The sequence below is a fragment of the Idiomarina sp. genome (assembly GCF_019431395.1).
Taxonomy (GTDB): Bacteria; Pseudomonadota; Gammaproteobacteria; order Enterobacterales; family Alteromonadaceae; genus Idiomarina.
On the sequence record NZ_CP080268.1, the window covers coordinates 148458 to 173643 of the forward strand.

Below are 25186 nucleotides of genomic sequence, written 5' to 3' on the forward strand. Positions count from 1 at the left end.
ACGTTTATTGCAATATATTTTACGCTTATTGACTTTCAGGCGGTGTATAACCGTCGATAGTTATTTCTTTACGTTCAAATAAAAACGCAACCATCTGTTGTTCCAGGTACTGGCGATCGGCTTCTGCCATCATATTCAGGTGCTTCTCGTTAATTAACATGGTCTGTTTTTTTTGCCATTCAGCCCAGGCTTGTTTCGAGATATGGTTATAAATTCGCTCACCCAACTCGCCCGGATACAGCTGAAAATCAAGGCCTTCAGCTTGTTGCTGTAAGTACTCACAAAATACGGTTCTGCTCATAACCTGTTCCTTTTTTTGGCAGGGTGCTTAGGTAATAGTTTTATCATAACTCGGTTACTAGTTGAGTTAGAATTTTTTGCGTCGCTGCGGCAATACCTACGTCCAGTGACTGACCTGGTTCAACCCAGCGCTGTTGTTCGCTGCTGTCTGCAAGCTGCGCGTTTGCATTGTTAGCGTTGCATAGTAGCAGGGGGTAGCAATCTAAATGGAAATGAGAAAACGTGTGCCGAAACGGTGATAGCGGCGTCACTTCACTATTAGTTAGGTTAAAGTGTGTCAACAGCTCAGCTTCGCTGCTGAACTCAGGAAAGCTCCACAGCCCTCCCCAAATGCCTGTTGGCGGTCGTTTTTGTAACAACACCTGATCGGCTTTTTTATGCACGGCTAAATAGGCGGTTTTTACCGGCAGTGCTTTCTTAGGTTTTTTACCGGGATAAGCAAGTTGTTGCCCCTGTTTATTTGCTATACAGGCGCTTTGTAATGGGCAGGCATGACATTGTGGTGAGGAACGGGTGCAAATGAGTGCACCTAAATCCATCATCGCTTGATTATACTCGTCGTGCCGGGCTGTTGGCGTGAGCTGTTCCGATATCTGCCATAGCTGGCGTAACACGTCGGCCTTACCGGGCCAGCCGGCCACTGCAAAGCAGCGCGCAAGAACGCGTTTAACATTACCGTCCAGAATGGCAGCGGGCACACCGCAGCCGAGCGATGCGATGGCGCCGGCAGTTGAGCGTCCGATGCCGGGTAACTGCATGAGTTGTCCCGGCTGAGTCGGGAATTGCCCGGCAAATTCGCTGCAAATTTGCTGTGCTGCTTTGTGTAGGTTTCGTGCCCTGGCGTAATAGCCAAGTCCGCTCCAGTGGCTCAGTACGCTATCAAGAGATGCTTCGGCCAGCGCCTCCACGGTGGGGAATGAATTCATAAATCGTAAAAAATAAGGGATCACCGTAGCAACCTGAGTTTGCTGCAGCATGATTTCTGAGACCCAAACCTTATAGGGCGATTTTTGCTGTTGCCAGGGGAGATCTTTTCTGCCATGTTGCTCGAACCATCGTAAAACGTCCCTGCTGAACCATTGCCCTGTAGAAAGTGACGTCATCGATGTATTACCTCTTTAATGATAACTGCAGAGGCGTATTACAACCTACCTAAGAATATCTGTAAATAATTGCAAACCTATCTGACATTTTTGTATTTAAGGTTATACTTACCTTAAACGTATTTCATATTGTGATCGTTATAGGCTTGATTGCGTATAAGGTGTCAGAGTAATTCTTCAGTTGCAATTAAAAAGGAGCTTGCAATGAAAAAATTAAATGCAGTATTGCTTGCGTTAGTCAGCGTTGGTATGACATCGACTGCACTAGCGCAACAAACGGAGAAAGAGCCAGGCGAATTTTACATCGGCGCTCGTTTGGGGGTGCTTAACTTAGATTCAGAACGCACGGGTTATAAACAAGGTACTCTGTACCAAGCTGACAATGGTTTTAATACACTCGACACAGGTGTGGAAGTCGGCTTCATGTTAACCGAGTATTGGGAATCACGGATCTACTACGATTACGTGCAGGCTGGTATTGATGGCGCTTCAGGTGATCTGTATGGGCAGTCCTTTGGTTCTGATTTCCTGTACCATTTTAACGATATGGTATACGCAGGTGTTGGTATTAATGGCACTGAAGTAGGTGACTTGGCTGACGCAATGGTTCGATTAACCGTAGGTCATCGGCAATTTATCAATGGCGACCTGTCATGGCGTGTTGAAGCTGGTGTGCAACAGGGGTGGGAGCTAGATTATACGGAGACGTTCGCTAATATCGGCTTGCAACTATGGTTTGGTGAGCCGACCGCGGCAGCGCCTGCACCACGCCCTGACGTTCAACCGCAGCAAGCGCAACCTGAGCCTGCTCCACAACAGCCTGTCGACAGTGATGGTGATGGGGTTGTCGACAGTAAAGACAAGTGTGTTAACACGCCTGAAAATTACTCAGTCGACGAAAACGGCTGTGTAATGTATAAGGATGAAACCGTTCGCGAAGACATTCTTGTTGAGTTTGATTTTGACTCTTCGGTAGTACGTAAGTCGGCGATGGGTGAAATCGAGAAAATGGCAACGTTCTTGAAAGAGCATCCGCAACTAAACATCACTATCCACGGCCATACCGATAGTGTTGGCCCGGAAGATTATAACCAGTGGTTATCTGAGCGTCGTGCAAAAGCTGTTGGTGATGTCATGGTTAAGCGCTTCGGCATTGATGCTAACCGTGTAAGCTACAAGGGTCACGGTGAATCACAACCACGTACCATGGGTGACAGTGATGCGGCACGTCAAGACAACCGTCGCATTGAAGCTGAACTTAAAATCGTTAATCGTGTACCGGTAGAACGTTAAGCGTTGCGGTTGTAACGCTATTACCGTTAAAATATCCAACGGGCCTTTAATACAGGCCCGTTTTTATTTTTAATTTCGGATTTAACGAGATAGTAGGTAACCATACAACGATGACGCAATTTAAAAGTGCAGAAGAAGCTGCAGCGGCCGGTAAGTACGTGCGCACAGTAAGAAGTTTTGTTAAGCGGGAAGGTCGTTTAACAAAAGGTCAGGCAGCAGCGATTGAGCGTCATTGGCCCGCAATGGGGTTGAGTATTAGTAACGGGCAACTCGACCTTACTGAGGTGTTCGGTAATAACAATCCGGTAACCTTTGAGATTGGTTTCGGCATGGGGCATTCACTGGTCGAAATGGCTAAGCAGGCCCCCGAGCGCAATTTTATTGGTGTCGAGGTGCATGAACCTGGTGTTGGCGCTTGTCTTATGGCAGCGGGGCAGGAGCAAGTAACGAACCTGCGGATATATAACGAAGATGCGGTAGAAGTGCTAAAGCAATGCATTCCGAATCAGTCACTGGATTGTGTGCAGGTTTTCTTTCCTGATCCCTGGCATAAAAAACGTCATCACAAGCGCCGTATTATTCAGCCTGAGTTTGTCGAACTGCTGGTTGCAAAGTTAACTCCGGGTGGAACGCTGCATTTGGCTACCGACTGGGAAAACTACGCTGAGCATATGCTTGAGGTACTCACTGATAATTCCGATCTGCGTAATTTATCGGCAACTAACGACTATGTTCCGCGCCCGCAGCACCGCCCTAAAACCAAATTCGAGCAACGTGGCGAACGCAAAGGCCATGGTGTTTGGGATCTCATTTTTAGTAAGCAATAACTAGTAAGCAATAACCGCAAAAAGCGCTATAGCAGGGTTTCCAGCACACTGTTAAGAAAACGATGGCCGCTGGGCGTAAGCTGCCATTCTGAATCTGTCTCAGTTAGCCACTGCTTATCCACAGCGGTGGCTAATTTTTTACTGGCGTCAGTGGCTTTCAGGCCAGTAGTCAGTTCGAAGTGCCGCTTTGAGATCGGCTCTAACAGGCGTAATTGATTCATGAAAAACTCAAAGTAGCGCTCATCGGGGACAACGTCATTTAACTGGTAACGTAGCGCCCGGGTCAAATCCAAATAACCTTGCGGATGTTTGACTTTTTCACAGCGTAATATTCGATTTTGCTCGGCTAAGGTTACTTTACTATGGGCGCCGCAGCCGATGCCCAGATAATCGCCAAATTGCCAGTAGTTGCGGTTGTGGCGGCTCTGATGCCCCGGTTTTGCGTAAGCGCTTACTTCGTATTGACGGTAGCCCGCGGCTTCCAGCAATTGATGGCCTTGTTGATAAATATCCCATAAGGTGTCGTCGTCAGGCAATTCCGGCGGCTTGCTGGCAAATAGCGTATTGGGTTCGATAGTAAGCTGATACCAGGATATATGCGGCGGATCCAGCGCAATAACTTGTCGCAAGTCATCCAGTGCCTGCGCCAGGGTCTGGTCGGGCAGACCATGCATTAGATCCAGATTAAAGCTTGTTAGCGGCAACTGCGCTGCATGAGCGGCAGCGGCGCGAGCTTGTGCTGGATCATGTATTCGACCTAAGGCTTGTAATTGATGCTGTTGCAAACTTTGCACACCAATCGATAACCGGGTAATGCCGGCTTTAACAAAGTCACTGAATTTTTCAGTTTCAAAAGTACCGGGATTGGCTTCCAGCGTCACCTCACAATCTCTTGTCAGCGTCAACTGCGAGCGTATGCCGTCCATCAATCGTTGAATAGCTGCAGCAGACATTACGCTGGGCGTGCCTCCGCCAATAAAAATTGACTCTATGTTACGGCCCTGAACCCAGTCCAGATCGGCACGTAAATCATCCAGCAACCGGCCAATATAAGCATCTTCAGGTATGCTGCCGTTGAGCTTATGTGAGTTAAAGTCACAGTACGGACATTTTTGAATACACCAGGGAATGTGAACGTACAGGGATAATGGCGGCAGCGATAGCATAGGGCCTACTTGGTTAGTTGTGATAACAATTGGCTCAACGCTTTACCACGGTGGCTTAACTGTTGTTTGCGCGAGCGAGGTAGCTCGGCGGCTGAACATTGTTCAGTGTCGACCCAAAATATAGGGTCATAACCAAAGCCACCGTCACCGCAGGGCTCATGTAACAGGCGCCCAGACCACTGGCCGTGGCAAATTAACGGTGTCGGGTCTGCGGCGTGACGTAAATAAACCAACACACAGTGGAAGGTGGCACCGCGTTGTTGATCAGGCACATCCCGCAGGGTGGTAAGCAATTTATCAATATTGTCCTGATCGCTACAATTTTCACCGGCATAGCGAGCAGAGAACACGCCGGGAGCGCCGTCTAAATAGTCAACCGCCAACCCTGAATCATCAGCAATTGCGGGTAGACCGGTGTGACGACAAGCGTGACGTGCCTTTATGATAGCATTTTCAACAAACGCGAGGCCGGTTTCTTCAGCTTCTGTAAATTGCCACTGCGATTGCGGGTGTACCTGCCAGTTAGCGGTTTCCGGATGCTCTCTTAGCATGGCCTGTAACTCGTTGACTTTACCCGCATTACCGGTAGCCAAAACAACTTCGTTTGGTGTTTTTTGCATCGTTTTTATTTCGTGATCTAATAAAGCTAATCTAAGATAATGGGTATGATAACATGCCAAACAGATATGCAGGAATAAGGGAGTCGGGATTGGATACTGCCAATACACTATTATTAATATGTGGATTGCTACTGGTCGTTAGTATTCTGGCCGGAGTTATCTCTAATCGACTCGGCGCCCCCATCCTGTTGACCTTTCTTGTCATAGGTATGTTAGCTGGCACGGACGGTATTATCGGGCTCAACTTCGATGACCCTGATATTGCTTTTATTATTGGCTCAATGGCGCTGGTGATCATTCTGTTTGACGGCGGCATGCGCACCAACCCTCAGCGTTTCAGGGTTGCGCTATGGCCTGCTATTAGTCTGGCGACAGTCGGCGTTGCTATTACCTGCACATTGGTCGCCAGTGCTGCGGTGTTTTGGTTCGGTTTGCCCTGGCCAGCTGCCTTGTTGATTGGTGCCATTTTAAGCTCCACAGATGCAGCCGCCGTATTTGGTATTTTTCAATCGCAGGGCCTACAGATAAAAGAACGTGTTGGTGCAACCCTGGAGATTGAATCGGGCAGTAACGACCCGATGGCTGTTATTCTGACACTGACAATGACGGCAGCGGTGGCCAGTGGCGAGTTTAATCAGTGGTATTGGCTGGTTGCTGATGTGTTTTGGCAGCTTATTGGCGGGCTTTTCTTTGGTTGGCTGGGAGGCCGACTATTTATCGTCGCCGGTCGCAAGTTGCCGTTAAGCTTCTCGTTCTTTCCGTTACTAGCGGTTGCCAGTGCCATTCTTGCCTTTGCGGTAACGGCAAAACTGGGTGCCAGCGGGTTTTTAGCCGTTTATTTGATGGGCTTTTTGATCGGCAATGCCCGCTTACCGCAGCTAGTACACATACTTCATGTGCAGGATGGCCTGGCCTGGCTGGCGCAAATATCGATGTTCCTGATCCTGGGGCTGCTGGTAACACCATCGTATTTAGTCGCTTATTTGCCGGTTGCACTGGGTATTGCTTTTGCTTTAATTTTTATCGCGCGGCCGATAGCCGTGGTCATTAGCCTGTTACCCTTTTCTTTCCCCTGGCGTGAACAGATTTTTATAAGTTGGGTTGGGCTGCGTGGTGCCGTTCCTATTATTCTGGCTTTATTCCCGTGGCTTAGCGGCGTCGACCAGCAGGAGCTTTATTTTGATATCGCCTTTGTGGTGGTGATGGTGTCGTTGCTCATTCAGGGCTGGACTATAGCGCCGATGGCTCGCTGGCTAAACCTGGAAGTGCCAAAACGTCCCGAACCACAGCAGCGTATGCCGCTTTCATCGGTACCCTCCAAAGAGGCACTTGAGGTATGGCTGTATAAAATCGATAAGGACTCGCCGGCCTGTGATCACACCTGGAGTGAACTGAAGTTAACCGCACCGGCGACCTTTGTTGGCCTTATTCGCGATGGTGAATGGCTGCAGCCAGAGACTAAGCCGACGGTAGAAGAGGGTGACAATTTATTAGTCACTGCAACCTTGCGCGATATTGATGAAGTCAGTCGGATCCTTGCATCCGGCGGGCGCGGCTTAAAAATTAACGAGCAAGGCTTCTTCGGTGACTTTAGCCTGCGTGGGGATTTGACCTTTACCGAGGTATCGTCGGTCTATCCACTGGGCCAGGTTGATGACGCGATTTTGGGTAAAACGCTAAAAGATTACTTTACCCAGAAGTTTCATCGTCGGGTTGTTATTGGTGATACAGCGCAGGTCGGTGATGTTGTGTTAACCGTGCGGGAAGTTAACGAACAGGGCGAAGTACAGTCACTGGGGATAAAAGCAAAAGAGTGAGTTTGCACTCACTCTTGGTAAAATTTCTGCTCAAATAATAGCGGCTCGCCAGGGACTTTACTGTTTGGAATATTAATAGTGAATTTCATGACTTCTTCGTCACCAAACAAAAAGCTGGCTAAATAATAAACGGATTCACCTTCAACGATTTGCTTAAATTCCAATGACTGCACGCCACCGCGGGGGTTACTAACATGCCCCTTTGGTAATGCTTTCACCGCTTTTTGCGTTTCAGCATCTAATATCGCAATGTTGATTAACCCGCGTTTTTCACTGCGGGTTATATCGTATTGAGCGGCGATTTGTGGCGTCAGAAAGGTTGAGTTAAAGGCGCTGTAATGCACCTCCCAGTCACCGACTCTTTGCTTTTGCTCAGCTTGAGCAAAAGTGGCTATCAGAGTTAATAATACTGCCGTTAACGTGTAAGTGAGCACTCGCATAGTTAGTCCTTATACACCGATTAACAGGCGCAAAAACTGTAGTGCGATAATCACAATAAGCACCGACAAATCGAGCCCGCCAATCGGCGGTACGATGCGACGTACGGGGGCAAGCAAGGGCTCTGTTAACTGATGCAGCATTGCCTCCATCGGGTTGTAGCCCTGCGAGAACCAACTGAGAATTGCGCGAATAATAAGGATCCAGAATAGCATCGACAGCAGGCTGCTGAGCGTAAACAAGACCCCGGTAATGACCACTGGCACAATAGCGAAGCCGTAGCCGTTGAGACTACTTAATGCTGCTGCTTTAAGCATGCCAATTAAGATAGCAAATACCAGACTGGCCGTATCCAGCCGCCCGGCTGCCGGGATAATTTTGCGCAACACGCCAACCACTGGCTGTGTGGCTTTTACCACAAACTGGCTGACCGGATTAAAATAATCCGCCTTAACCAATTGCATCCAAACGCGCAACAACACGACGATCAGATACAAATCGATCAGTGTCGCCACTAAAAACGTCAAAGCGTTGTTCATATCGGCTCCTAGAACAGTTTCGCCATTTCCTGGTTACGGTTTACGGCAGCTTTTACAGCATCTGCAGAAATACCATGCAGGTCGCGCTCTTGATAGACTTCGACGCCTTTCGCGGTAGAACCGCCTTTACTGGTTACCTGCTTGAGTAAATCTTCCAACGATAAATCACTTTCTTTTGCCATTTGTGCGGCACCTAAACAGGTTTGCTGTACCATCGCACGGGCTTTCTCAGGGTCGAAGCCAAGTTCAACCGCACCTTTAGCCAGGCTATCCATAAACTCAAAAAAGTAAGCAGGACCACTGCCGGCAACAGCACCTAAAATGTCGAGCTGGTCTTCGTCTTCAACCCACAGCGTATCGCCGACGCCATTGAAGGCTTCGGTGACATAGTTTTTGTCCTGTTCATTGACACCGTCATCAGCGACCAACCCGGACATCCCCTGGCCGACCAACGACGGGGTATTTGGCATAACACGAATGATTTTAATGTCATCACCCAGGTATTGTTTGTACTTAGGCATACGGATGCCCGCTGCAATAGTAATAATCAGTTTGTCGCTGAGGTTATCCACATGCTCTTTTAAATGGGCACAAACGTCTGCCATTAATTGTGGCTTAACTGATAACACGATAGCGTCTGCAGCATTAACGATCTCGAGGTTGTCGTGGCTGGTATTAACGCCCAATTCCGCTTTCATTTTTTCGAGTTTGCCGGCGCTAGGATTACTGACCCATACCTTGTCTGCGGGGTAGCCACTTTTACACATACCACCGACAATACTTTGTGTCATATTACCTGCGCCGATAAAGGCGATGTTACGGATATCGTTCATTATCACTCCCGTTGTCCAAAAATTGCTGTTCCAATACGTACCATGTTAGCACCCTCGAGTACCGCTTGTCGCATGTCTCCGCTCATGCCCATGGATAGCGTATCGATGTGTTCGCCGTATTGGCTTTGCAGTTGTTCAAACAGAGTTCGCATTTTTGCGAAACTTTGTCTTTGCTGTTCAGTGCTGGTGTCAGCTTTAAGGATCGTCATCAAACCACGCAAACTAAGCCGGTCGCAACCTGCAACGAAGGCAGCTAAAGTCGGCACTTGCCCGGGCGTAAGCCCTGACTTATTGTCATCGTCATCGATGTTAACCTGCAATAAAACATTTAACGGTTCCAGTTGTTGCGGACGCTGGTCATTAAGGCGGCGGGCTATTTTTTCTCTTTCAACACTTTGAACCCAGTCAAAGTGTGCCGCGACATCTTTTGTTTTGTTCGATTGCAAAGGACCAATAAAGTGCCAAATAAGGTCAGGGTTATCGACTGCATGTATTTTATCGATGCCCTCCTGCACATAGTTCTCAGCAAACTCACGTTGCCCTGCGTCGGCCGCTGCTACAACCGCTTGTGGCGGATGCTTTTTACTGACGGCGATTAGATTTACTGACTGCTTGTAGGCACTTTCTTCCGAAAATTCAGCCAGTTGTTGTCGGGTTTGATGCAGGTTTTTTGCTAGGGTTTCGGCATCGATTTCTGCTACCTTAGTCACATTAATCATCCTTTAAACTCGGGCCTAACTATGAATGTCACTGATTTACTTGCCTTCAGTATGAAACAATCTGCGTCAGATTTACATTTATCCTCGGGCAGTGTGCCTATGATACGTGTAGATGGCGACATTCGACCATTAAATCAACCCGTGCATCAGGCTGATGAGCTCAAAGCGATGTTGTATGAGGTCATGGCCAAACCGCAACAAGAGGAATTCGAACAACGGTTTGAATGCGACTTTTCGTTCACCTTAGAAGGCATAGCCCGCTTTCGGGTTAACGTATTCACACAGCGTAAAGGTATTGCCGCGGCATTCAGGATGATTCCGAATAAAGTGACGACCTTAGACGAACTCGATGCGCCGGCGATATTTAAAGATATTGTCGATGCTCCACGCGGGTTGGTGCTGGTTACAGGGCCAACGGGGTCGGGTAAATCAACTACGCTGGCGGCGATGGTCGATTACATTAACCGCTCGCGTTCGCAACATATCTTAACCATCGAAGATCCGATTGAGTTTGTCCATGACAATCAAAAAAGTCTGGTCAGCCAGCGCGAAGTGCACCGCGATACGCGATCTTTTGAGGCGGCACTGCGATCTGCGTTGCGGGAAGATCCGGATGTCATATTAGTCGGCGAAATGCGCGATCTGGAAACCATTCGCCTGGCAATGACGGCCGCTGAAACCGGTCATCTGGTGTTGGGTACGCTGCACACCACGTCGGCGCCGAAAACAATCGACCGCATTATTGATGTCTTCCCCGGCGATGATAAGCCGATGGTTCGTTCGATGTTATCCGAGTCGTTGCGGGCAGTGATATCACAAACCCTGCTTAAGCGCATCGGTGGGGGGCGTGTCGCCGCCCACGAAATTATGCTGAGCAACTCGGCGATCAAAAACCTGATCCGGGAAGATAAAGTTGCGCAAATGTATTCAGCAATCCAAACCGGCGGTGAACGCGGTATGCAGACACTCGATCAGGCATTAAAGAAATTAGTAGCACGGGGCGATATAGAAAGAGAAGAGGCGCGCCGTTGCGCAGTCAATAAAGAGGATTTTTAATGCCGTTGGCAAAGCTGATTTATGTCGTTATTACACTACTCGTTGCGGTTGCTCCTGCGTTAGCGCAGCAATCCACACGGGTTGCCTTTGGTTGTTGTATGGACCACAGCGAGCGACAGGATGTATTTGATGCGTTGAATTTAGCTGACCCGGAAGTATTCGTGTTTTTAGGCAATACCGTTGATGTCGATGCCGGTGACATGGACGATATGCTGGAAGCCTATGACGTCCTTAATCGTTTTCGTGGCCCCAAAGTATTGCGCCGACAATCGGCAGTCATGTCGATGTGGAATCGCACAGACTATGCAATTGATGGCCAGGCAGGCACGAATAACCCATTGAAGTATGCGGTACGCAATCACTTTTTGACCTTTTGGCGGGAACCGATAAGTTCTCCGCGAATGTTTCAGGAACACGGCATTGCCAAGGCGGTGGTATTCGGAGAGGCTCCGCAGCGGGTGCAGGTGATTATGCTGGACGGTCGTTGGAATCGGGACCCATTAACCCGGGTTGGATGGGTAGAACGGTTAAAGCGTGCGCTGGATAGTGAACAAGGTCCCTATCTGCCTAATCCGTCAGCGACTCTGTTAGGTGATGCGCAATGGCAATGGTTAGCAGAACAGCTGCAAGAGCCGGCCGAGGTTCGGGTTTTAATGAGCGCAACGCCCTTTTTTGCGCCGCTAAACGGGTATGACAGTTGGGCGATGTATGCGACAGAACAACAGCGGCTGGTAGAAATGTTACAACAGTTGCAGCCGCAGGGGCTGGTCCTGGCAACGGGTGATCGGGGCTTCGGTGAACTGGCAAAAATCGATGATGTGTTAAGTTACCCATTGTGGCAGGTGACTTCAGGTTATTTGTCATCCGCCAGCGAGGCGCCTTATCGGTTTGAACAACGCCATGGTGAGGCACTTGAACAAGCCCGCTATGGGCAAATAGAAGTACGCTGGCAAGATACGCCCGAACTCATCTTGTCACTGCGTGACGTTGATGGTCGGGCGTTAGTTGAACAGAGCGTTCGTTTAACCGATTAGTTAGTCGAGTTGCGGTGCTTTGCGATGCTTTGTCGCCTGTTCATAGGCAAACGCCGCTTCGATTAAAACAGGCTCTGCTTTAGCGGTACTGAAAAAGCTTAATCCCACCGGTAATGCGGGCTCTTCGCCGATTTGTATGTAGCCCATAGGGACAGTGATATGTGGGTAACCGGCAACTGCAGCCGGAGAGCTTGCTGAACCGGAGTAATTATCGCCGTTAACGCGATCAATCTTCCACGACGGCGAGGTTGTAGGTGCAATTAATAAGTCCAGCTCATGCTCCTTAAGCATCGCATCAATGCCTTCTTCGCCGGCTAAACGCTTACTGTTTTCCAGCGCCTTTAAGTAGTCATCCTTATCGTCTTCTGACTTAGCTGCCGCCATTTGGAATAGCTCCTGACCAAAGTAGATGAGTTCCTGGTCGGCCGCCGCGTTATTGGCATCAATCAGATCGTCCATGGTTTGGTAGGGTAACTCGGTAGTCGCGAGGTATTTTTCCATGTCGTACTTAAATTCGTACAGCAGTACCGTAAACTCATCGCCACCGTACTCGCCGTAAGTTGGCATGGTAACATCAACGACTTCTGCGCCCTGAGCTCGCAAAACCTCGAGCTGTTGATCAAACTGTTCATCGAGTAGTTCATTGTAGCCCATTAAGTTACGCACTACGCCGATACGCTTGCCTTTTAAGCCATCAGTTTTAAGGTGCTGTGCAAAATCAGTGTCGTCGCGATAGCCGGCATTATCATTGGCATCGTGCTCTGCCATGGCCTGCAGCATTAGGGTTGCACCGGTTACCGTCCGTGCCATGGGGCCAGCGGTATCCTGGCTGTGCGCGATTGGAATAATACCGTCACGGCTAATTAATCCCAACGTCGGTTTGATGGTAACAATGCCGTTAATGGCGGCAGGGCAAACCAGTGAACCATCGGTTTCTGTACCAACCGAGAGTGCGGTAAAATCAGCAGCTACGGCACTGGCTGAGCCTGCGCTGGAACCACAGGTAGAGCGACTGCGATCATATGGGTTGACGGCTTGCCCGCCCATACCACTCCAGCCCGAGCTGGACCGGGTAGAACGAAAGTTTGCCCACTCACTGAGGTTGGCTTTGCCAAGAATGATGGCACCTTCTTCGCGCAGTTCGTTAACTAAAAATGCATCGTCGGCAGGGAAGTTATTAGCGAGTAACACCGAACCGGCTGTATTAGCCAGGCCATCGGCCGTATCAATATTATCTTTTAATAATACCGGAATACCGTGCAAGGGGCCGCGCAGTTCGCCCTGTGCCCGCTCAGCATCGAGGCGGCGAGCGTCGCTGAGGGCATTTTCCGACAGACTAATGACCGCACGTAATTCTGCTCCCTGGGTATTGTGTTGTTCGATTTGCTGAAGATAATACGCCACCAATTGTTCGGCGGTTAACTGGCCCTGCTGCATGGCGGTTTGTAGCTCGGTCACCGAGGCTTGCTGGAACGCAAATGCCGGCGCTTGAGTCTGCTGGCTGGATGAGTCAACTGTCTGGCATGCCGCCAAAGACAGCGCGACAGCACTCGCAATTGCCAGTTGTTTAAGTCGCTTGCCTGCGTTGATATTCTGCATCATCGAAGTTGTCCTGTGGTTATTATTGTTTGGCTTAAATTGACACAAATTCACGCCAATGGCGATAAAAAATACGGTAAACTGTCGCCCTGACGAGTTTATTGAACACACGTTTATTGAAACAGAAGCGGCGGACGTTATGCGGGTACTCGGTATCGAAACCTCCTGTGATGAGACAGGCATTGCTATTTACGACACCCAACAGGGATTGTTGGCACATCAACTCTATTCGCAAGTTAAGCTACATGCCGACTATGGCGGTGTCGTGCCGGAACTAGCCTCACGCGACCATGTGCGTAAAACCCTGCCGCTGATTAGTGCCGCACTGGAACAGGCGCAACTACAACCTGCCGATCTTGATGGTGTGGCGTTTACCCAGGGGCCGGGTTTGGTTGGCGCGCTGCTGGTTGGTAGTTGTATTGGCCGCAGTCTGGCCTATGGCTGGAAGCTGCCGGCAGTTGGTGTGCATCATATGGAAGGCCATCTGCTGGCGCCGATGTTGGAAGAAAACCAACCGCAGTTTCCGTTTGTTGCGTTACTGGTTTCTGGCGGACATACCCAGTTGGTACAGGTTAAAGCTATTGGTGATTATGAACTGTTGGGCGAATCGGTGGATGACGCAGCGGGGGAAGCTTTTGATAAAACCGCAAAACTGATGGGGCTGGATTACCCGGGTGGACCACGCTTAGCAAAATTAGCCGAACAGGGGCGCAGTGATCGATTTAAGTTCCCGCGTCCAATGACTGATCGCCCGGGCCTGGACTTTTCTTTTAGTGGCTTAAAAACATTTACCGCCAATACGCTGGCGAGTCACGATAATAATGAACAGACCCGGGCAGATATTGCCCGCGCGTTTGAAGATGCGGTGGTTGATACGCTAGTTATTAAGTGTAAACGTGCATTGCAACAAACGGGCTACAAACGTTTGGTTATTGCCGGAGGAGTCAGCGCAAACCGACATTTAAGAGAACAACTGGCAGCGCTGGCCGATAAAATCAACGGCGAGGTTTTTTACCCACGCACAGAATTCTGTACTGATAATGGCGCAATGATTGCTCTGGCTGGCGCGCTGCGCCTGCAGGCGGGTGAGTCTCAGCCACTAGCTATAAAAACCTATCCGCGCTGGCCGATGACGGATTTAAAACCGATGCCTGCATAAGACTATTTTTGGTTGCGGCGCCGGAATGATGATTCCTGCCCGCTGCCCAAGCGCACGATGTTGGCCTGATGACGCCAGACGATGAGTACCGAAATCATGATGACCGGTACGGTATACTGAGGCTTTATCCAAAACGCATAGAACGGCGCCAGACTTACGGTAACAAGCGCGGCAAGTGACGATACACGGCTTATCCTAAATACCAACAACCAGGTCGCAATAAGTAGCAGTGCCATCTCCCACGCAACCGGGAACATTGCGCCCAGGGCAGTTGCGACGGCTTTACCACCGCGAAAATTAAAGTACAGCGGAAAAATGTGACCAAGGCAGGCGGCAACGGCGATTAGGCCAAGGAAAAATGGTTCGATACCGAAAAAATATGACGCCCATACCGGAACCATGCCTTTAAGCACATCAAACCATAAGGTCAGGAAGGCCGGCAGTTTGCCGCCAATACGATAGACATTGGTTGCACCGGGATTACCAGAACCGCCGCGCCGCGGATCCGGCAAACCCCATAGTTTACAGATGAGGACGGCACTGCTGATGGAACCTAACAGGTACGCGGTTATAATCATCAGAAGTGTCAGTGCGGTCATAGGGTACGATTCTCTGTATGTTTGGTGTAGACTGCAATGAATATAGCGCCCCCTAGAATAAGCGCTTTTTAGCTGAAATACCAATGGTGGATTTAGATGGCGATCTCCGATCTAGACTGGATCAGTATTGAAGGGTTAATAATAGACACGGTCATTGGCGTTTATGACTGGGAACAGCAGCAGACTCAGCAGCTCCGCATTGATGTCGATATGGGTTGGGATATTCAGGCCGCGGCTAAAACCGACGATATAGCCCAGGCTGTCGATTATGCCAGGGTAAGTGAAGCAATTGTGGCATGGGTTACACAACAACCCCGACAACTGATCGAGACCGTGGCTGAAGGCGTTGCGCAGCTCGTGCTTGAGCAGTTCTCCGTTAGTGATATTAAGGTAAAAGTGAGTAAACCGGGTGCGGTTCCTACCGCCGACAACGTGGCGGTTACGATTAGGCGTTCGCGGTTCGACAGCGCGTTTGGTTAAAACGTATTATGGTGAGTGTATTTTTGGGCTTAGGCTCGAATATCGAACGCGAAAAACACATTTTAGCGGGCATAATCGATATTGCAGAACACTTTCAATGGCTGCAGCGTTCCCGGGTTTACGAGAGCCGTGCGGTAGGTTTTGACGGCAGCAACTTTTATAACCTGGTGGTAGAAGTACAAACCCACTTAAGTGTGCAGCAGGTGCAGCAGCGCTGCAAGCAAATCGAACAGGACCACGGACGCTCCGAGCACAGCCCTAAATATAGTCCTCGTACACTGGATATCGATCTGTTGCTGTACGGCGAACTCTGCCATGAGCGCAGTCCGCAATTACCGCGCGCTGAAATCCTGCATAATGCGTTTGTGCTTAGGCCGTTAGCCGAAATTGCACCGGATCGAGTGCATCCGATCTGCGGCGAGTCTTATCAGCAACTTTGGCAGGCTTACCAACAACAGCACCAGGCTAATCACGAACAATGGTTGCGGCCGTTATCAGAAGAGCGCTGGCTACCTTTTTAAATCGGCTTAACGCTTGGGCTGCATTTAATCATCTGTTAGGTGCTCAAAAAAGATAGCTTGTCGCCTTTGCGCCAGAGCCTGGCCTACCTCCGGCCCTTTTAAACCGTCAGCAACTAACTGCTTTGCGTTGACTTGTTTAGCGGCGGCCGCAGCGTTTTCAATGGCATTGCTATCCTGCTGCGTATGCCCCAGAACACGCCTTAAACAGAGGAACTGTGTTAACCGCTGCGGACGGCGCCAATAATCAATTGCCTGCAACAACTCAAATAATTGCGGATGCGAGAGTTTTGCTTGTTGTAAAATAAGCTGTTGTTGCTGCAGCGCTAACTGTGCGACATCATAAAAACGGTTTGGAATAGCTAATTGACGACAAAACTCAGCCAATTTAAAAGTCGGTGGTTGCATTACAAAGACCGCAGCAAACCGAAGCTCAGTAGCTTCCGTCTGCTCAGCGACTCGCCGAATACAGTCCAGTACCTGCGTGTTGACTAGCAAGCCATCGAGTACTTGCGGAGTTGCGTTAAGCTGCTGTAGCAGTTCAAGAAATTTGTGCGGCGATTGCGTATCCAGTGACTTCTGCCACTCTTTCCAAACACGTTCGGGGGTAAGGTCAGTGAGTTCGCCGGTAGCAGCCATGTTTTCCAGTAACTGCCGAGTCTCGGCTGCGATGGTAAAACCCAAGTGCGAAAACCGCGCCAGAAACCGCGCAATGCGTAACACCCGCAAGGGATCTTCTACAAAGGCGTCAGACACATGGCGTAGTATGCGCTGTTGAATGTCCTGCTGGCCCGCAACAGGGTCAATTAGCTCTCCCTCTGGTGTTTCTGCAATGGCGTTGATGGTGAGGTCGCGGCGCAATAAATCTTGTTCCAGCGTTACGCCGGGATCGAAACTGACACTAAAACCTGTATAGCCGCGGCCGGATTTTCGCTCAGTTCTTGCCAGCGCGTATTCATCCTTGGTCTGAGGGTGTAAAAACACCGGGAAATCTTTGCCAACCTGCTCATAGCCAAGCGCTTGCATTTCTTCTACGGTCGCTCCAACCACCACCCAGTCATGCTCATGGGGGGTAAGACCCAGTAATTTATCGCGCACGGCGCCGCCGACTAAATAGGTTTTCACTACAACTCCTCAGTTTTTTGCTTGATCTTGTCTAATCACTAGCCCAACTGCAAGTGACTCGTTACACTGGCATAGAAAATTGCCGATAACCCAGTGCCAACTATGTATCAAAATTTTTATGGCTTAAACGAGGCGCCTTTCTCTATCGCGCCCGACCCGCATTACCTTTACCTAAGTGAGCGCCACCAGGAGGCGCTTGCACACTTAACTCACGGCTTAGAAGGCAGCGGTGGCTTTATTCTGCTGACCGGAGAAGTTGGTACCGGCAAGACCACGGTATCGCGGGCTCTGCTGGAACAATTACGGGATACCACGCGTACTGCCTTTATTCTTAATCCGATGTTAAGCGAAGACGAATTATTAGCAACGCTTTGTGACGAATTTGGCATTCGCTATCAAAAACGTAGCGCCACACGAAAAGCACTCACCGATAAGCTCAGTAGTTTTTTGCTGAAAGCGCACGAACAAGGCGAACAATGTTTAGTCTTGATTGACGAAGCCCAGCATTTAAAACCCCAGGTGTTGGAACAGCTGCGGTTACTAACCAATTTAGAAACCCACCAGAGTAAATTGCTGCGTGTTATCCTAATAGGACAGCCGGAATTACAAGAACTGTTGCGCCGCCGGGAATTACGACAATTGGCGCAGCGTATTACGGCACGCTACCATATTTTACCATTGACCGAACAGGACACCGCGCGCTATATCGCTTATCGACTGCAAATTGCCGGTGCCAACCGGGCGTTGTTTAGTCATGCAGCCTGTGTCGCCGCTCATCGAGCCACGCAGGGAGTTCCGCGGCTACTCAATCTGGTCTGCGACCGCGCGTTGCTGGCAGCCTACACTGACCAGAGTGCGCAAGTTAACCCACAGCATATCAAAGTGGCTGCAGCTGAACTGACCGGCCCAGGGGGGCAAAAAGCAAAACGTGGTATGCCCTGGCTTGCTGCCGCAGTGGTAACTGTCAGCCTATTAGTTGTGGTTAATTTGGGATTGTTTATAGCAGATTCAGCGGGTGCTGACAGCGAATTAAACGCGTTACAACACGCCGAACAACCGGCTCCGGTTAGTAATGATTATTCGGCCGCGGAACAATTGGCCCGCGCATGGGAGTTACCGCAGCCGCCGGCGGATGCCGTTTTCTGTGACTGGGTGCAACAGTACCAGCTGGCATGCATTAGCGAACCTTTGAGTATGTCGCAACTTCGCAGTATCGGTTACCCGGCCATAATATTTCGACAACAGGCAGAGCCTTTGCTGGTAGAACAAAACGCTAACGTTGACACCCAGGGCTGGACAGGCGAAACCTTGTTGCTATATCGGCATCCATTTTTGCGCGCTGCTATGGACAGCGAACAGAAAAAAACCTGGCTGAAGGAACAGTTAAGTCAGCATTTAAGCGAGACGTTACGCTCAAAGTCTTCGCAACAGCAACTGATGCAATTACAACGGCAGCAAAATCTGCCGGTGTCAGGACAACTCGATGCCGTAACGCTGGCGTGGTTAAGCGGGCAATACTTTTCTGACAGCCAGGCTTTAGGGGGTCAATAACCCATGTCGTCGTTATTAAAGGCATTAAAACAACAACAGTCGCCGTTAGTTAGCCAGCGCAGTGATATCGACCCGGACTTACTGTCGTCAGAAACCAATAAGCCGTGGGGCAGGGTGCTACTTTGGGCCGTCATGATCGTCATTATACTGCTGTTGATAGCAGCATCGGTGATGCAATGGCGCAGTCCGACGCTGGCGCAAAATAATATCGCCACAACCGAAGCGACCGCGGAACGCTTCAGTGACTATCAGTTGGGTAGCACGTTAGCCGTTGAAGCCCTGGAATGGGAAGCCTCGGTACAGCCGTCGTCGACGGAAGCGCGGGTGATTAATGAAGCGGACAGCAGTGAATCACAAGCAATTGTTCGGCAGCCTTCACAACGTGAGCCGCTGGATTTAAATCAAGTCTCGCCGGAGCTGTTGGCCAAATTTGAGCAGGCTATCGCTGACAGCGATTACGAGAATACTAACAGTGCAGCTCAGACGAGTAGCCTCGTCCCGCCATTGAATGAACTTGAGCAAACATTTAAACGTCAGGTGCCGCAGTTTAGTTATGATGGCCATATGTACGTTTCTGATGCTCAACAACGCTGGGTTGAACTCAATAAACAACGCTTTTACGTTGGTGAGCAGTTTGCAGGGGTCAGGATCGAAAGAATTGAGCCACAACAACTTGTGTTATCTGTCGACGGCAAAGCCTTTAGTGTTGAAGCGTTGCAAGACTGGAGCGGTCAATAACATTAAGTCGATTGACTTTAGTCCGTTTACTTCTTAATCTAGCAAACAGAAATCAAACGCGTGTTTGAAATAACTATTTAGCTAAGAGGTAACTATGGCAGATTACAGAGCTCCCCGCGACGACATGGACTTCGTCTTACACGATGTATTTAATGTCTCGGCTGATTGGCAGCAGGCTGACGAATTAGCCGATATGATGGATGAAGACACTGCAACGGCGATTTTGGATGAAGCGGCGAAAGTTGCCGAAAACCTGATAGCCCCCTTGTCGCGCGCAGCAGATGAGCAAGGTGTTTCATTTGCAGAAGGCAAAGTTACAACCCCGGATGGCTTTAAGCAAAACTTTAAGCAGTTGGCCGAAGGCGGTTGGGTTGGGGTTACCGCAAACCCTGAGTTCGGCGGTATGGGCCTGCCTAAATCACTATCTGCGCAATACGAAGAGATGCTCTGCAGTGCAGATATTTCGTTTTCATTGTATCCGGGGCTGACCTCGGGTGCCATTATGACGCTGGACTTGCACGGCAGCGACGAGTTAAAACAATTATACCTGCCGAAAATGGCATCAGGTGAGTGGACCGGCACCATGTGCCTTACCGAACCTCATGCAGGTACCGACCTGGGTATTATCAAATCAAAAGCTATCCCCGAGTCTGAAGGTAGTTATGCCATTACCGGAACCAAAATATTTATTACCGGCGGGGAACACGATCTAACAGACAACATCGTGCATTTAGTGTTAGCCAAGTTACCTGACGCGCCTGCTGGCACCAAAGGTATTTCTTTATTCGTCGTACCGAAGGTAATACCTAATGACGATGGCTCGCTGGGCGAAGCTAACAGCCTTAGCTGCGGCTCTATTGAGCACAAAATGGGTATCCATGCATCGGCAACTTGTGTGATGAACTTTGATGGCGCCAAAGGCTGGTTGGTGGGTGAGCCACACCGCGGACTACCGGCGATGTTCACTATGATGAATTATGAACGTCTGGGCGTCGGCATTCAGGGCTTAGGCGCTGCTGAACGTTCGTATCAGAATGCACTGGAGTACGCCAAAGACCGCATTCAGGGGCGAGGTGCCAAAGCGACGCGCGACAACAACGCCGAAGCTGACTCAATACTGGTCCATGGTGATGTGCGCCGGATGCTGTTAACCATGAAAGCGATGACTGAGGGCGGTCGTGCGTTTTCGACCTGGGTCGGACAGCAGTTGGATCGCGCCAAGTACGGTGCCGACGAACAGACTCGCCAGCAGGCGGACGCCATGGTGGCGTTACTAACGCCGGTTGCAAAAGCCTTTTTGACCGACACCGGCTTAGAGTCGACCATTCATGGCCAGCAGGTATTTGGCGGCCACGGCTACGTGCGTGAATGGGGGCAGGAGCAGCTAGTTCGTGATACCCGTATAGCGCAAATCTACGAAGGCACCAACGGCATCCAGGCACTTGATTTGTTAGGCCGAAAAGTGTGTGGTTCGCAGGGTAAGTTACTGGAGCCTTTTACTCAGGAAGTTAACGAGTTCCTGGCGCAGATGAGTAGCAAACATGACTGGAATGCCGAACGCGCCCAGTTACAGCAGGCATTAGACTCGCTCAACGGTGTTAGTGCAGAAGTGTTACAAAAAGCCGGCGCTGATGAGAATATTATTAGCGCGGTTGCGGTTGAGTATCTGCATTTGGTTGGGTATGTTTGCTATGCTTATTTATGGTTGCGAATGGCAGCAGTAGCCGAGCAAAAGCAGGCGGATAAGCCTTATCTTGGCGCCAAAATTAAAACGGCTAAGTTTTATTTTGCCCGTATTCTGCCGCGTGTTAATGCCCTTGTTGCTGCAATTAAAGACGGAAGTGAGAGCTTATATCTGCATGACGAAGACGAATTCTAAGCACGTAGAGTTTTATCGTGATAGCCGCCGCCCCCAAGGTTGGGGCGGCTTTTTTTTGGCTATTTGGATGGCAATCTATATTGGTGGCGTGGTACCCATTTGGGTTATTGCCGTGGGTGCATTATCGACTATGGCAATTGTTGCGGCGGTTATTATCAAGTTTCGGCCTAAGCAGTTGGCGGCCCGCTGGAGTAACGGAGAGTTAATGGAAAAACGGTTTATTTTACCGCCCCGCACCCACAAACTGCCGGAGCCCCCCAAAGTAATGCGCTACGAAGAGGATATGGCCGCACTGCAGTTTATAGATAGCGGCAAGCTCTATGAAATCGCTATCGTTTACGATGCTGAACTCGAGGCTGAGTTAGACGGTAGCGATGTTGCCAATGTGGACAAACGCAACAGCAATTAACGGACTGACATAAAAAACCGGAGCCAAAAGCTCCGGTTTCTAGTTGCAATCATTGGTCGATAGTTAATCATCCAAAGAAAGCAGCGTCGCGTTACCACCGACTGCAGTAATATTATCAGAACGTGTTTTTTCTGTAATAAACCGCGTTAGGTAGTGTGGGCCACCGGCTTTCGGACCTGTACCTGACATGCCGCGACCACCGAATGGTTGTACGCCAACAATGGCACCGATTTGGTTGCGGTTAATATAGACGTTACCGACATCGATACGGCTGGCTACGTCATAGGCAAAGGTTTCGTTACGGCTGTGAATACCGAAGGTTAAACCAAACCCTGTGGCATTGATGCTGTCGATAACCTCATCGATGTTATCGGTGCTGTAGCGGATAACATGCAGGATGGGACCGAAGTTTTCTTTCACCAATTGGCTAATACTGTCAATTTCGATCGCCGTCGGTGCCACGAAGGTACCACCCAGCGTGTAATCAGGCATAGGTGCCCGGGCAATCAGCCGGCCCGCCTGCTGGATATCCGAAATGTGTTGTTCCAGGTTGGTCTTCGCTATACCGTCGATAACCGGGCCAACATCGGTTTCATGTAACAACGGATCGCCTACAGACAACTCTTCCATAGCGCCACGCAACAAGTCGATAACGCGGTCTGCTACGTCCTCTTGTACGAATAATACGCGTAATGCTGAACAGCGTTGACCGGCACTCTGGAAGGCACTGGCAACAACGTCCGTAACCACTTGCTCAGGCAGTGCTGTTGAATCAACCATCATGGCATTCTGGCCACCGGTTTCGGCAACGATTGGCACAATCGGGCCGGTGCGGGCTGCCAGCGCCCGGTTAATGGCTTGCGCGGTGTAGGTTGAACCGGTAAAGCAAACACCACCAATGTCTTCCTGTGATGTCAGAAAGCTGCCCACTTCGGCGCCGCTGCCCGGCATAAAGTGCAACACGTTACCCGGAATGCCAGCCTCTAACGCCAGTTGTACGGCGCGATAAGCGATCAGACCGGTTTGTTCCGCAGGCTTAGCAATGACCGAGTTACCGGTGACCAGTGCGGCGGCAACCTGGCCGACGAAAATCGCCAGCGGGAAGTTCCACGGACTGATACAAATAAAAGTACCGCGGCCTTCAACGAATAGCTCGTTGTCTTCACCGGTAGGGCCCGGAAGCTGAATCGGCTCACCCATTAGCTTACGCGCCTGGTTTGCATAATAGCGGCAGAAGTCGACGGCTTCGCGCACTTCGTCAATGCCGTCCTGCAGGCCTTTACCGGCTTCCAGGGAACAAATTGCAATCAGTTCATTGCGGTTAGCTTCCATTAAGTCAGCAAACTTCTCCAGGCATTTTGCGCGCTCTTCTGTCGGAACCTCACGCCAGGCACGATAGGCCTTGTTAGCACTGGTTAGCGCCTTATCGGCTAATTGTTTATCGCCCCAGTAGATACTACCAATTTGCTTGGATGTTTCCTGTGGGCTGGTGATACTGACATGGTGGTCAGTTTCGACGGTTTTACCGTCAACGATTGGGCCACCTTGCCATTGTTTGTCTCGGTATTGCTGTACTGCCGCAATAAAGTCATCTGCTTGTGAGTGAATATTCATATTCAATCCTAACGAATTTGTGCGATCCCCATAAATTTGGGTCGGAAGCGAAATTTTGCTGTTAGCGTATTTTTCATAGCCGGATGCAGTTTCCATCGGGTGCTTAACCAGCTCCATAACATCGGTATCAGCATCTAACAGCTTGTGTACGAAGGACGAGTTGGCACCGTTTTCCAACAGTCGGCGTACCAGGTACGGTAACAAGTCGCGGTGCGGGCCTACCGGCGCGTATATACGCACCACCATATTGCTGTCCTGGGCCATCAAGGTGTCATAAAGGTTATCGCCCATACCGTGCAGGCGCTGGAACTCAATGCGTCGCTGTGCCGCTTCGTTCATGTGCTGAATGGCGACGATGGTTTGCGCATTATGGGTTGCAAACTGTGGATAGATAGCACCGTCGGTATCATCTGTTAACAGATAACGTGCGCAGGCTAGATAAGAAATATCGCTATGCGATTTACGCGTAAACACCGGGTAGCCGGTCAGACCGTTTTCCTGTGTCCACTTAATTTCGTTATCCCAATAGGCGCCTTTAACCAGACGCACCGGAATTTCGTCACCGCACTCTTTGGCCAGTGCTGAAATCCAGCAAAGCGTTGGTAATGCACGCTTCGAGTATGCTTGTACAACCAAACCAAAGCGCGGCCAGCCTTTACATACGCCGCTGCGGTAAACTTTTTCGAATAGCTCCAGCGACAGTTCGTGGCGATCGGCTTCCTCGGCATCTATTGTTACGCCAACATCAGCCTCTTTTGCCAGCTTTACCAGCTCGGTTAAGGTCGTTGCCAACTCGGTCAGCACGCGTTCGTGATTGGATGCTTCGTAACGCGGGTGCAATGCCGACAACTTAATTGAGATAGTAGGCCGGGGCGCGTCAGGGTTGTTAAACTCTTCTTTGGTGATAGTTTTAATTGAGTTGACGTATTGCTGCTTGTAATAGTCAGCATCTTTCATCGTCAACGCGGCTTCACCCAACATATCGTAGGCGTGGGTATAGCCCTTATCGCGGTTGTCGCGGCTTTCTTTCAGGGCTTCTTCGATGGAGCGTCCCAATACGAACTGCTTACCCATAATCTGCATGGCCGCATAAGTTGCCTTGCGGATAACCGGCTTGCCCATCTTACGAACCAGGCGCCGGAATGCCCCACGGGGTGTTTCCATCGCTTTACCGGTGGGGTTAGTTACGCTGTTGGTCAGCGCTAATGCCCAGGTTCCGGAATTAACCAGCCATGAGGCTGACTGCCCCATGTGTTTTTGCCAATCACCGCCCGACAGTTTGTCCTGAATCAGTGCATCGGCAGTATATCCATCAGGGATACGCAACAAGGCTTCCGCCAGACACATCAGAATAATGCCTTCCTTAGTGTCTAAGCTATACTCCTGTAAAAACGCATCGACGACACCGTTGTCAGCATTTTCTCTTACTTGCTCAACTAACTTAGCTGCGCGCTCGGTAACTGCGCTAACCGTTTCATCATCAGCAGGGACCAATGGCAGCAATTCGCGCATGTAAGCGTCTTCGTCAACGATATAATTATCGGTGATCGCTTGCTGCAGGGAACGTAAGTCCTCCGCCTGATGCTGTTTGGATAGCACCTCACTCGCTTTAAACATAGCATCTCCTGTAAAGCCAGGCCGAAGCTCGGCGTGCTTCCCCAATGCCGGGAATCGGGCGCAAGTATAAATGACTTTTTGCGCCGGTAAAGAGTTCTTTTTGCTCGCCCACGTTGCAACTTTTACAGGGTCCTGTCAAGCAAACGCAAAGGT

Annotated in this window: 24 protein-coding genes; 12 read left to right on the forward strand and 12 right to left on the reverse strand. The window is 50.0% G+C overall.

Going from position 1 to position 25186, the window contains the following annotated elements; genetic code table 11:
- Window positions 1-25 precede the first annotated feature (25 nt).
- Both KZ771_RS00680 and mutY read right to left on the reverse strand, forming a co-directional pair.
- The gene (locus tag KZ771_RS00680; protein ID WP_133539604.1) at window positions 26-301 is read right to left on the reverse strand and encodes an oxidative damage protection protein; all 276 of its coding nucleotides are present in this window, start codon (window positions 299-301) and stop codon (window positions 26-28) included.
- Window positions 302-344: 43 nt separating this feature from the next.
- On the reverse strand, window positions 345-1403 hold the full coding sequence (gene mutY, locus KZ771_RS00685) for an A/G-specific adenine glycosylase (protein WP_290570165.1): 1059 nt from the start codon (window positions 1401-1403) through the stop codon (window positions 345-347).
- Between the two features lie 204 nt (window positions 1404-1607).
- Here mutY and KZ771_RS00690 point away from each other — a divergent pair, with 204 nt between their 5' ends.
- Window positions 1608-2696 (forward strand): OmpA family protein, encoded by a 1089-nt coding sequence (locus KZ771_RS00690; RefSeq protein WP_290570178.1) that lies wholly within the window; start codon window positions 1608-1610, stop codon window positions 2694-2696.
- A gap of 110 nt (window positions 2697-2806) precedes the next feature.
- Window positions 2807-3523: a tRNA (guanosine(46)-N7)-methyltransferase TrmB gene (trmB, locus tag KZ771_RS00695; protein ID WP_290570180.1), complete on the forward strand. Its 717-nt coding sequence runs from the start codon at window positions 2807-2809 to the stop codon at window positions 3521-3523.
- A gap of 26 nt (window positions 3524-3549) precedes the next feature.
- Here trmB and hemW read toward each other — a convergent pair whose 3' ends face one another.
- Entirely contained in the window at window positions 3550-4689 is a 1140-nt protein-coding gene (hemW, locus tag KZ771_RS00700) for a radical SAM family heme chaperone HemW (protein WP_290570182.1), read from the reverse strand.
- A 5-nt stretch (window positions 4690-4694) separates the two neighbouring features.
- A complete protein-coding gene (gene rdgB / locus KZ771_RS00705) occupies window positions 4695-5309 on the reverse strand; it encodes an RdgB/HAM1 family non-canonical purine NTP pyrophosphatase (protein ID WP_290570184.1) in 615 nt (204 codons plus the stop codon).
- Between the two features lie 89 nt (window positions 5310-5398).
- On the opposite strand from rdgB, the gene KZ771_RS00710 reads away from it, so the two are divergent.
- Window positions 5399-7126 (forward strand): potassium/proton antiporter, encoded by a 1728-nt coding sequence (locus KZ771_RS00710; protein WP_290654062.1) that lies wholly within the window; start codon window positions 5399-5401, stop codon window positions 7124-7126.
- 8 nt (window positions 7127-7134) lie between these two features.
- Here KZ771_RS00710 and KZ771_RS00715 read toward each other — a convergent pair whose 3' ends face one another.
- From KZ771_RS00715 to KZ771_RS00730, 4 genes are read right to left on the reverse strand one after another with little or no spacing between them, the layout of a single operon-like run.
- Window positions 7135-7566, reverse strand: a complete 432-nt coding sequence (locus tag KZ771_RS00715) for a DUF4426 domain-containing protein (RefSeq protein ID WP_290570188.1) — start codon at window positions 7564-7566, stop codon at window positions 7135-7137.
- Window positions 7567-7575: 9 nt separating this feature from the next.
- A complete protein-coding gene (locus KZ771_RS00720) occupies window positions 7576-8103 on the reverse strand; it encodes a YggT family protein (protein ID WP_290570190.1) in 528 nt (175 codons plus the stop codon).
- A gap of 8 nt (window positions 8104-8111) precedes the next feature.
- Entirely contained in the window at window positions 8112-8936 is an 825-nt protein-coding gene (proC, locus tag KZ771_RS00725; protein ID WP_290570192.1) for a pyrroline-5-carboxylate reductase, read from the reverse strand.
- Window positions 8937-8938: 2 nt separating this feature from the next.
- Window positions 8939-9646: a YggS family pyridoxal phosphate-dependent enzyme gene (locus KZ771_RS00730; RefSeq protein ID WP_290570194.1), complete on the reverse strand. Its 708-nt coding sequence runs from the start codon at window positions 9644-9646 to the stop codon at window positions 8939-8941.
- A 30-nt stretch (window positions 9647-9676) separates the two neighbouring features.
- Between KZ771_RS00730 and KZ771_RS00735 the strand changes: the two genes are divergently transcribed.
- A complete protein-coding gene (locus tag KZ771_RS00735) occupies window positions 9677-10711 on the forward strand; it encodes a type IV pilus twitching motility protein PilT (protein ID WP_290570195.1) in 1035 nt (344 codons plus the stop codon).
- A complete protein-coding gene (locus tag KZ771_RS00740) occupies window positions 10711-11745 on the forward strand; it encodes an alkaline phosphatase D family protein (protein ID WP_290654063.1) in 1035 nt (344 codons plus the stop codon). Before KZ771_RS00735 ends, KZ771_RS00740 begins: the two co-directional genes overlap by 1 nt.
- Here the strand turns inward: KZ771_RS00740 and KZ771_RS00745 are convergent, their stop codons facing one another.
- The gene (locus tag KZ771_RS00745; protein ID WP_290654064.1) at window positions 11746-13347 is read right to left on the reverse strand and encodes an amidase; all 1602 of its coding nucleotides are present in this window, start codon (window positions 13345-13347) and stop codon (window positions 11746-11748) included. It abuts the gene before it with no gap.
- A 136-nt stretch (window positions 13348-13483) separates the two neighbouring features.
- On the opposite strand from KZ771_RS00745, the gene tsaD reads away from it, so the two are divergent.
- Window positions 13484-14503, forward strand: a complete 1020-nt coding sequence (gene tsaD, locus KZ771_RS00750) for a tRNA (adenosine(37)-N6)-threonylcarbamoyltransferase complex transferase subunit TsaD (RefSeq protein WP_290570225.1) — start codon at window positions 13484-13486, stop codon at window positions 14501-14503.
- A gap of 2 nt (window positions 14504-14505) precedes the next feature.
- Here tsaD and plsY read toward each other — a convergent pair whose 3' ends face one another.
- Window positions 14506-15102, reverse strand: a complete 597-nt coding sequence (plsY, locus tag KZ771_RS00755) for a glycerol-3-phosphate 1-O-acyltransferase PlsY (RefSeq protein ID WP_290654065.1) — start codon at window positions 15100-15102, stop codon at window positions 14506-14508.
- A gap of 96 nt (window positions 15103-15198) precedes the next feature.
- Between plsY and folB the strand changes: the two genes are divergently transcribed.
- Together folB and folK are read left to right on the forward strand one after the other, a co-directional pair.
- Window positions 15199-15582 carry a dihydroneopterin aldolase gene (gene folB / locus KZ771_RS00760; RefSeq protein WP_290654066.1) on the forward strand — a complete coding sequence of 128 codons (384 nt, stop codon included), beginning with the start codon at window positions 15199-15201 and terminating at the stop codon, window positions 15580-15582.
- 8 nt (window positions 15583-15590) lie between these two features.
- The gene (gene folK / locus KZ771_RS00765; RefSeq protein WP_290654067.1) at window positions 15591-16103 is read left to right on the forward strand and encodes a 2-amino-4-hydroxy-6-hydroxymethyldihydropteridine diphosphokinase; all 513 of its coding nucleotides are present in this window, start codon (window positions 15591-15593) and stop codon (window positions 16101-16103) included.
- Window positions 16104-16127: 24 nt separating this feature from the next.
- On the opposite strand, the gene KZ771_RS00770 is transcribed toward folK, so the two are convergent.
- A complete protein-coding gene (locus tag KZ771_RS00770; RefSeq protein WP_290654068.1) occupies window positions 16128-17225 on the reverse strand; it encodes a multifunctional CCA tRNA nucleotidyl transferase/2'3'-cyclic phosphodiesterase/2'nucleotidase/phosphatase in 1098 nt (365 codons plus the stop codon).
- Window positions 17226-17327: 102 nt separating this feature from the next.
- On the opposite strand from KZ771_RS00770, the gene KZ771_RS00775 reads away from it, so the two are divergent.
- From KZ771_RS00775 to KZ771_RS00790, 4 genes are all read left to right on the forward strand, one after another.
- On the forward strand, window positions 17328-18776 hold the full coding sequence (locus KZ771_RS00775; protein WP_290654069.1) for an AAA family ATPase: 1449 nt from the start codon (window positions 17328-17330) through the stop codon (window positions 18774-18776).
- 3 nt (window positions 18777-18779) lie between these two features.
- The gene (locus tag KZ771_RS00780) at window positions 18780-19514 is read left to right on the forward strand and encodes a general secretion pathway protein GspB (RefSeq protein WP_290654070.1); all 735 of its coding nucleotides are present in this window, start codon (window positions 18780-18782) and stop codon (window positions 19512-19514) included.
- 94 nt (window positions 19515-19608) lie between these two features.
- Window positions 19609-21393 (forward strand): acyl-CoA dehydrogenase C-terminal domain-containing protein, encoded by a 1785-nt coding sequence (locus KZ771_RS00785; RefSeq protein ID WP_290654071.1) that lies wholly within the window; start codon window positions 19609-19611, stop codon window positions 21391-21393.
- Window positions 21374-21802, forward strand: a complete 429-nt coding sequence (locus tag KZ771_RS00790) for a hypothetical protein (RefSeq protein WP_133539564.1) — start codon at window positions 21374-21376, stop codon at window positions 21800-21802. The genes KZ771_RS00785 and KZ771_RS00790 overlap by 20 nt, the downstream gene beginning before the upstream one ends.
- A gap of 63 nt (window positions 21803-21865) precedes the next feature.
- Here the strand turns inward: KZ771_RS00790 and putA are convergent, their stop codons facing one another.
- Window positions 21866-25033, reverse strand: coding sequence for a bifunctional proline dehydrogenase/L-glutamate gamma-semialdehyde dehydrogenase PutA (putA, locus tag KZ771_RS00795; RefSeq protein WP_290654072.1), 3168 nt, complete (start codon window positions 25031-25033; stop codon window positions 21866-21868).
- Window positions 25034-25186: the final 153 nt, after the last annotated feature.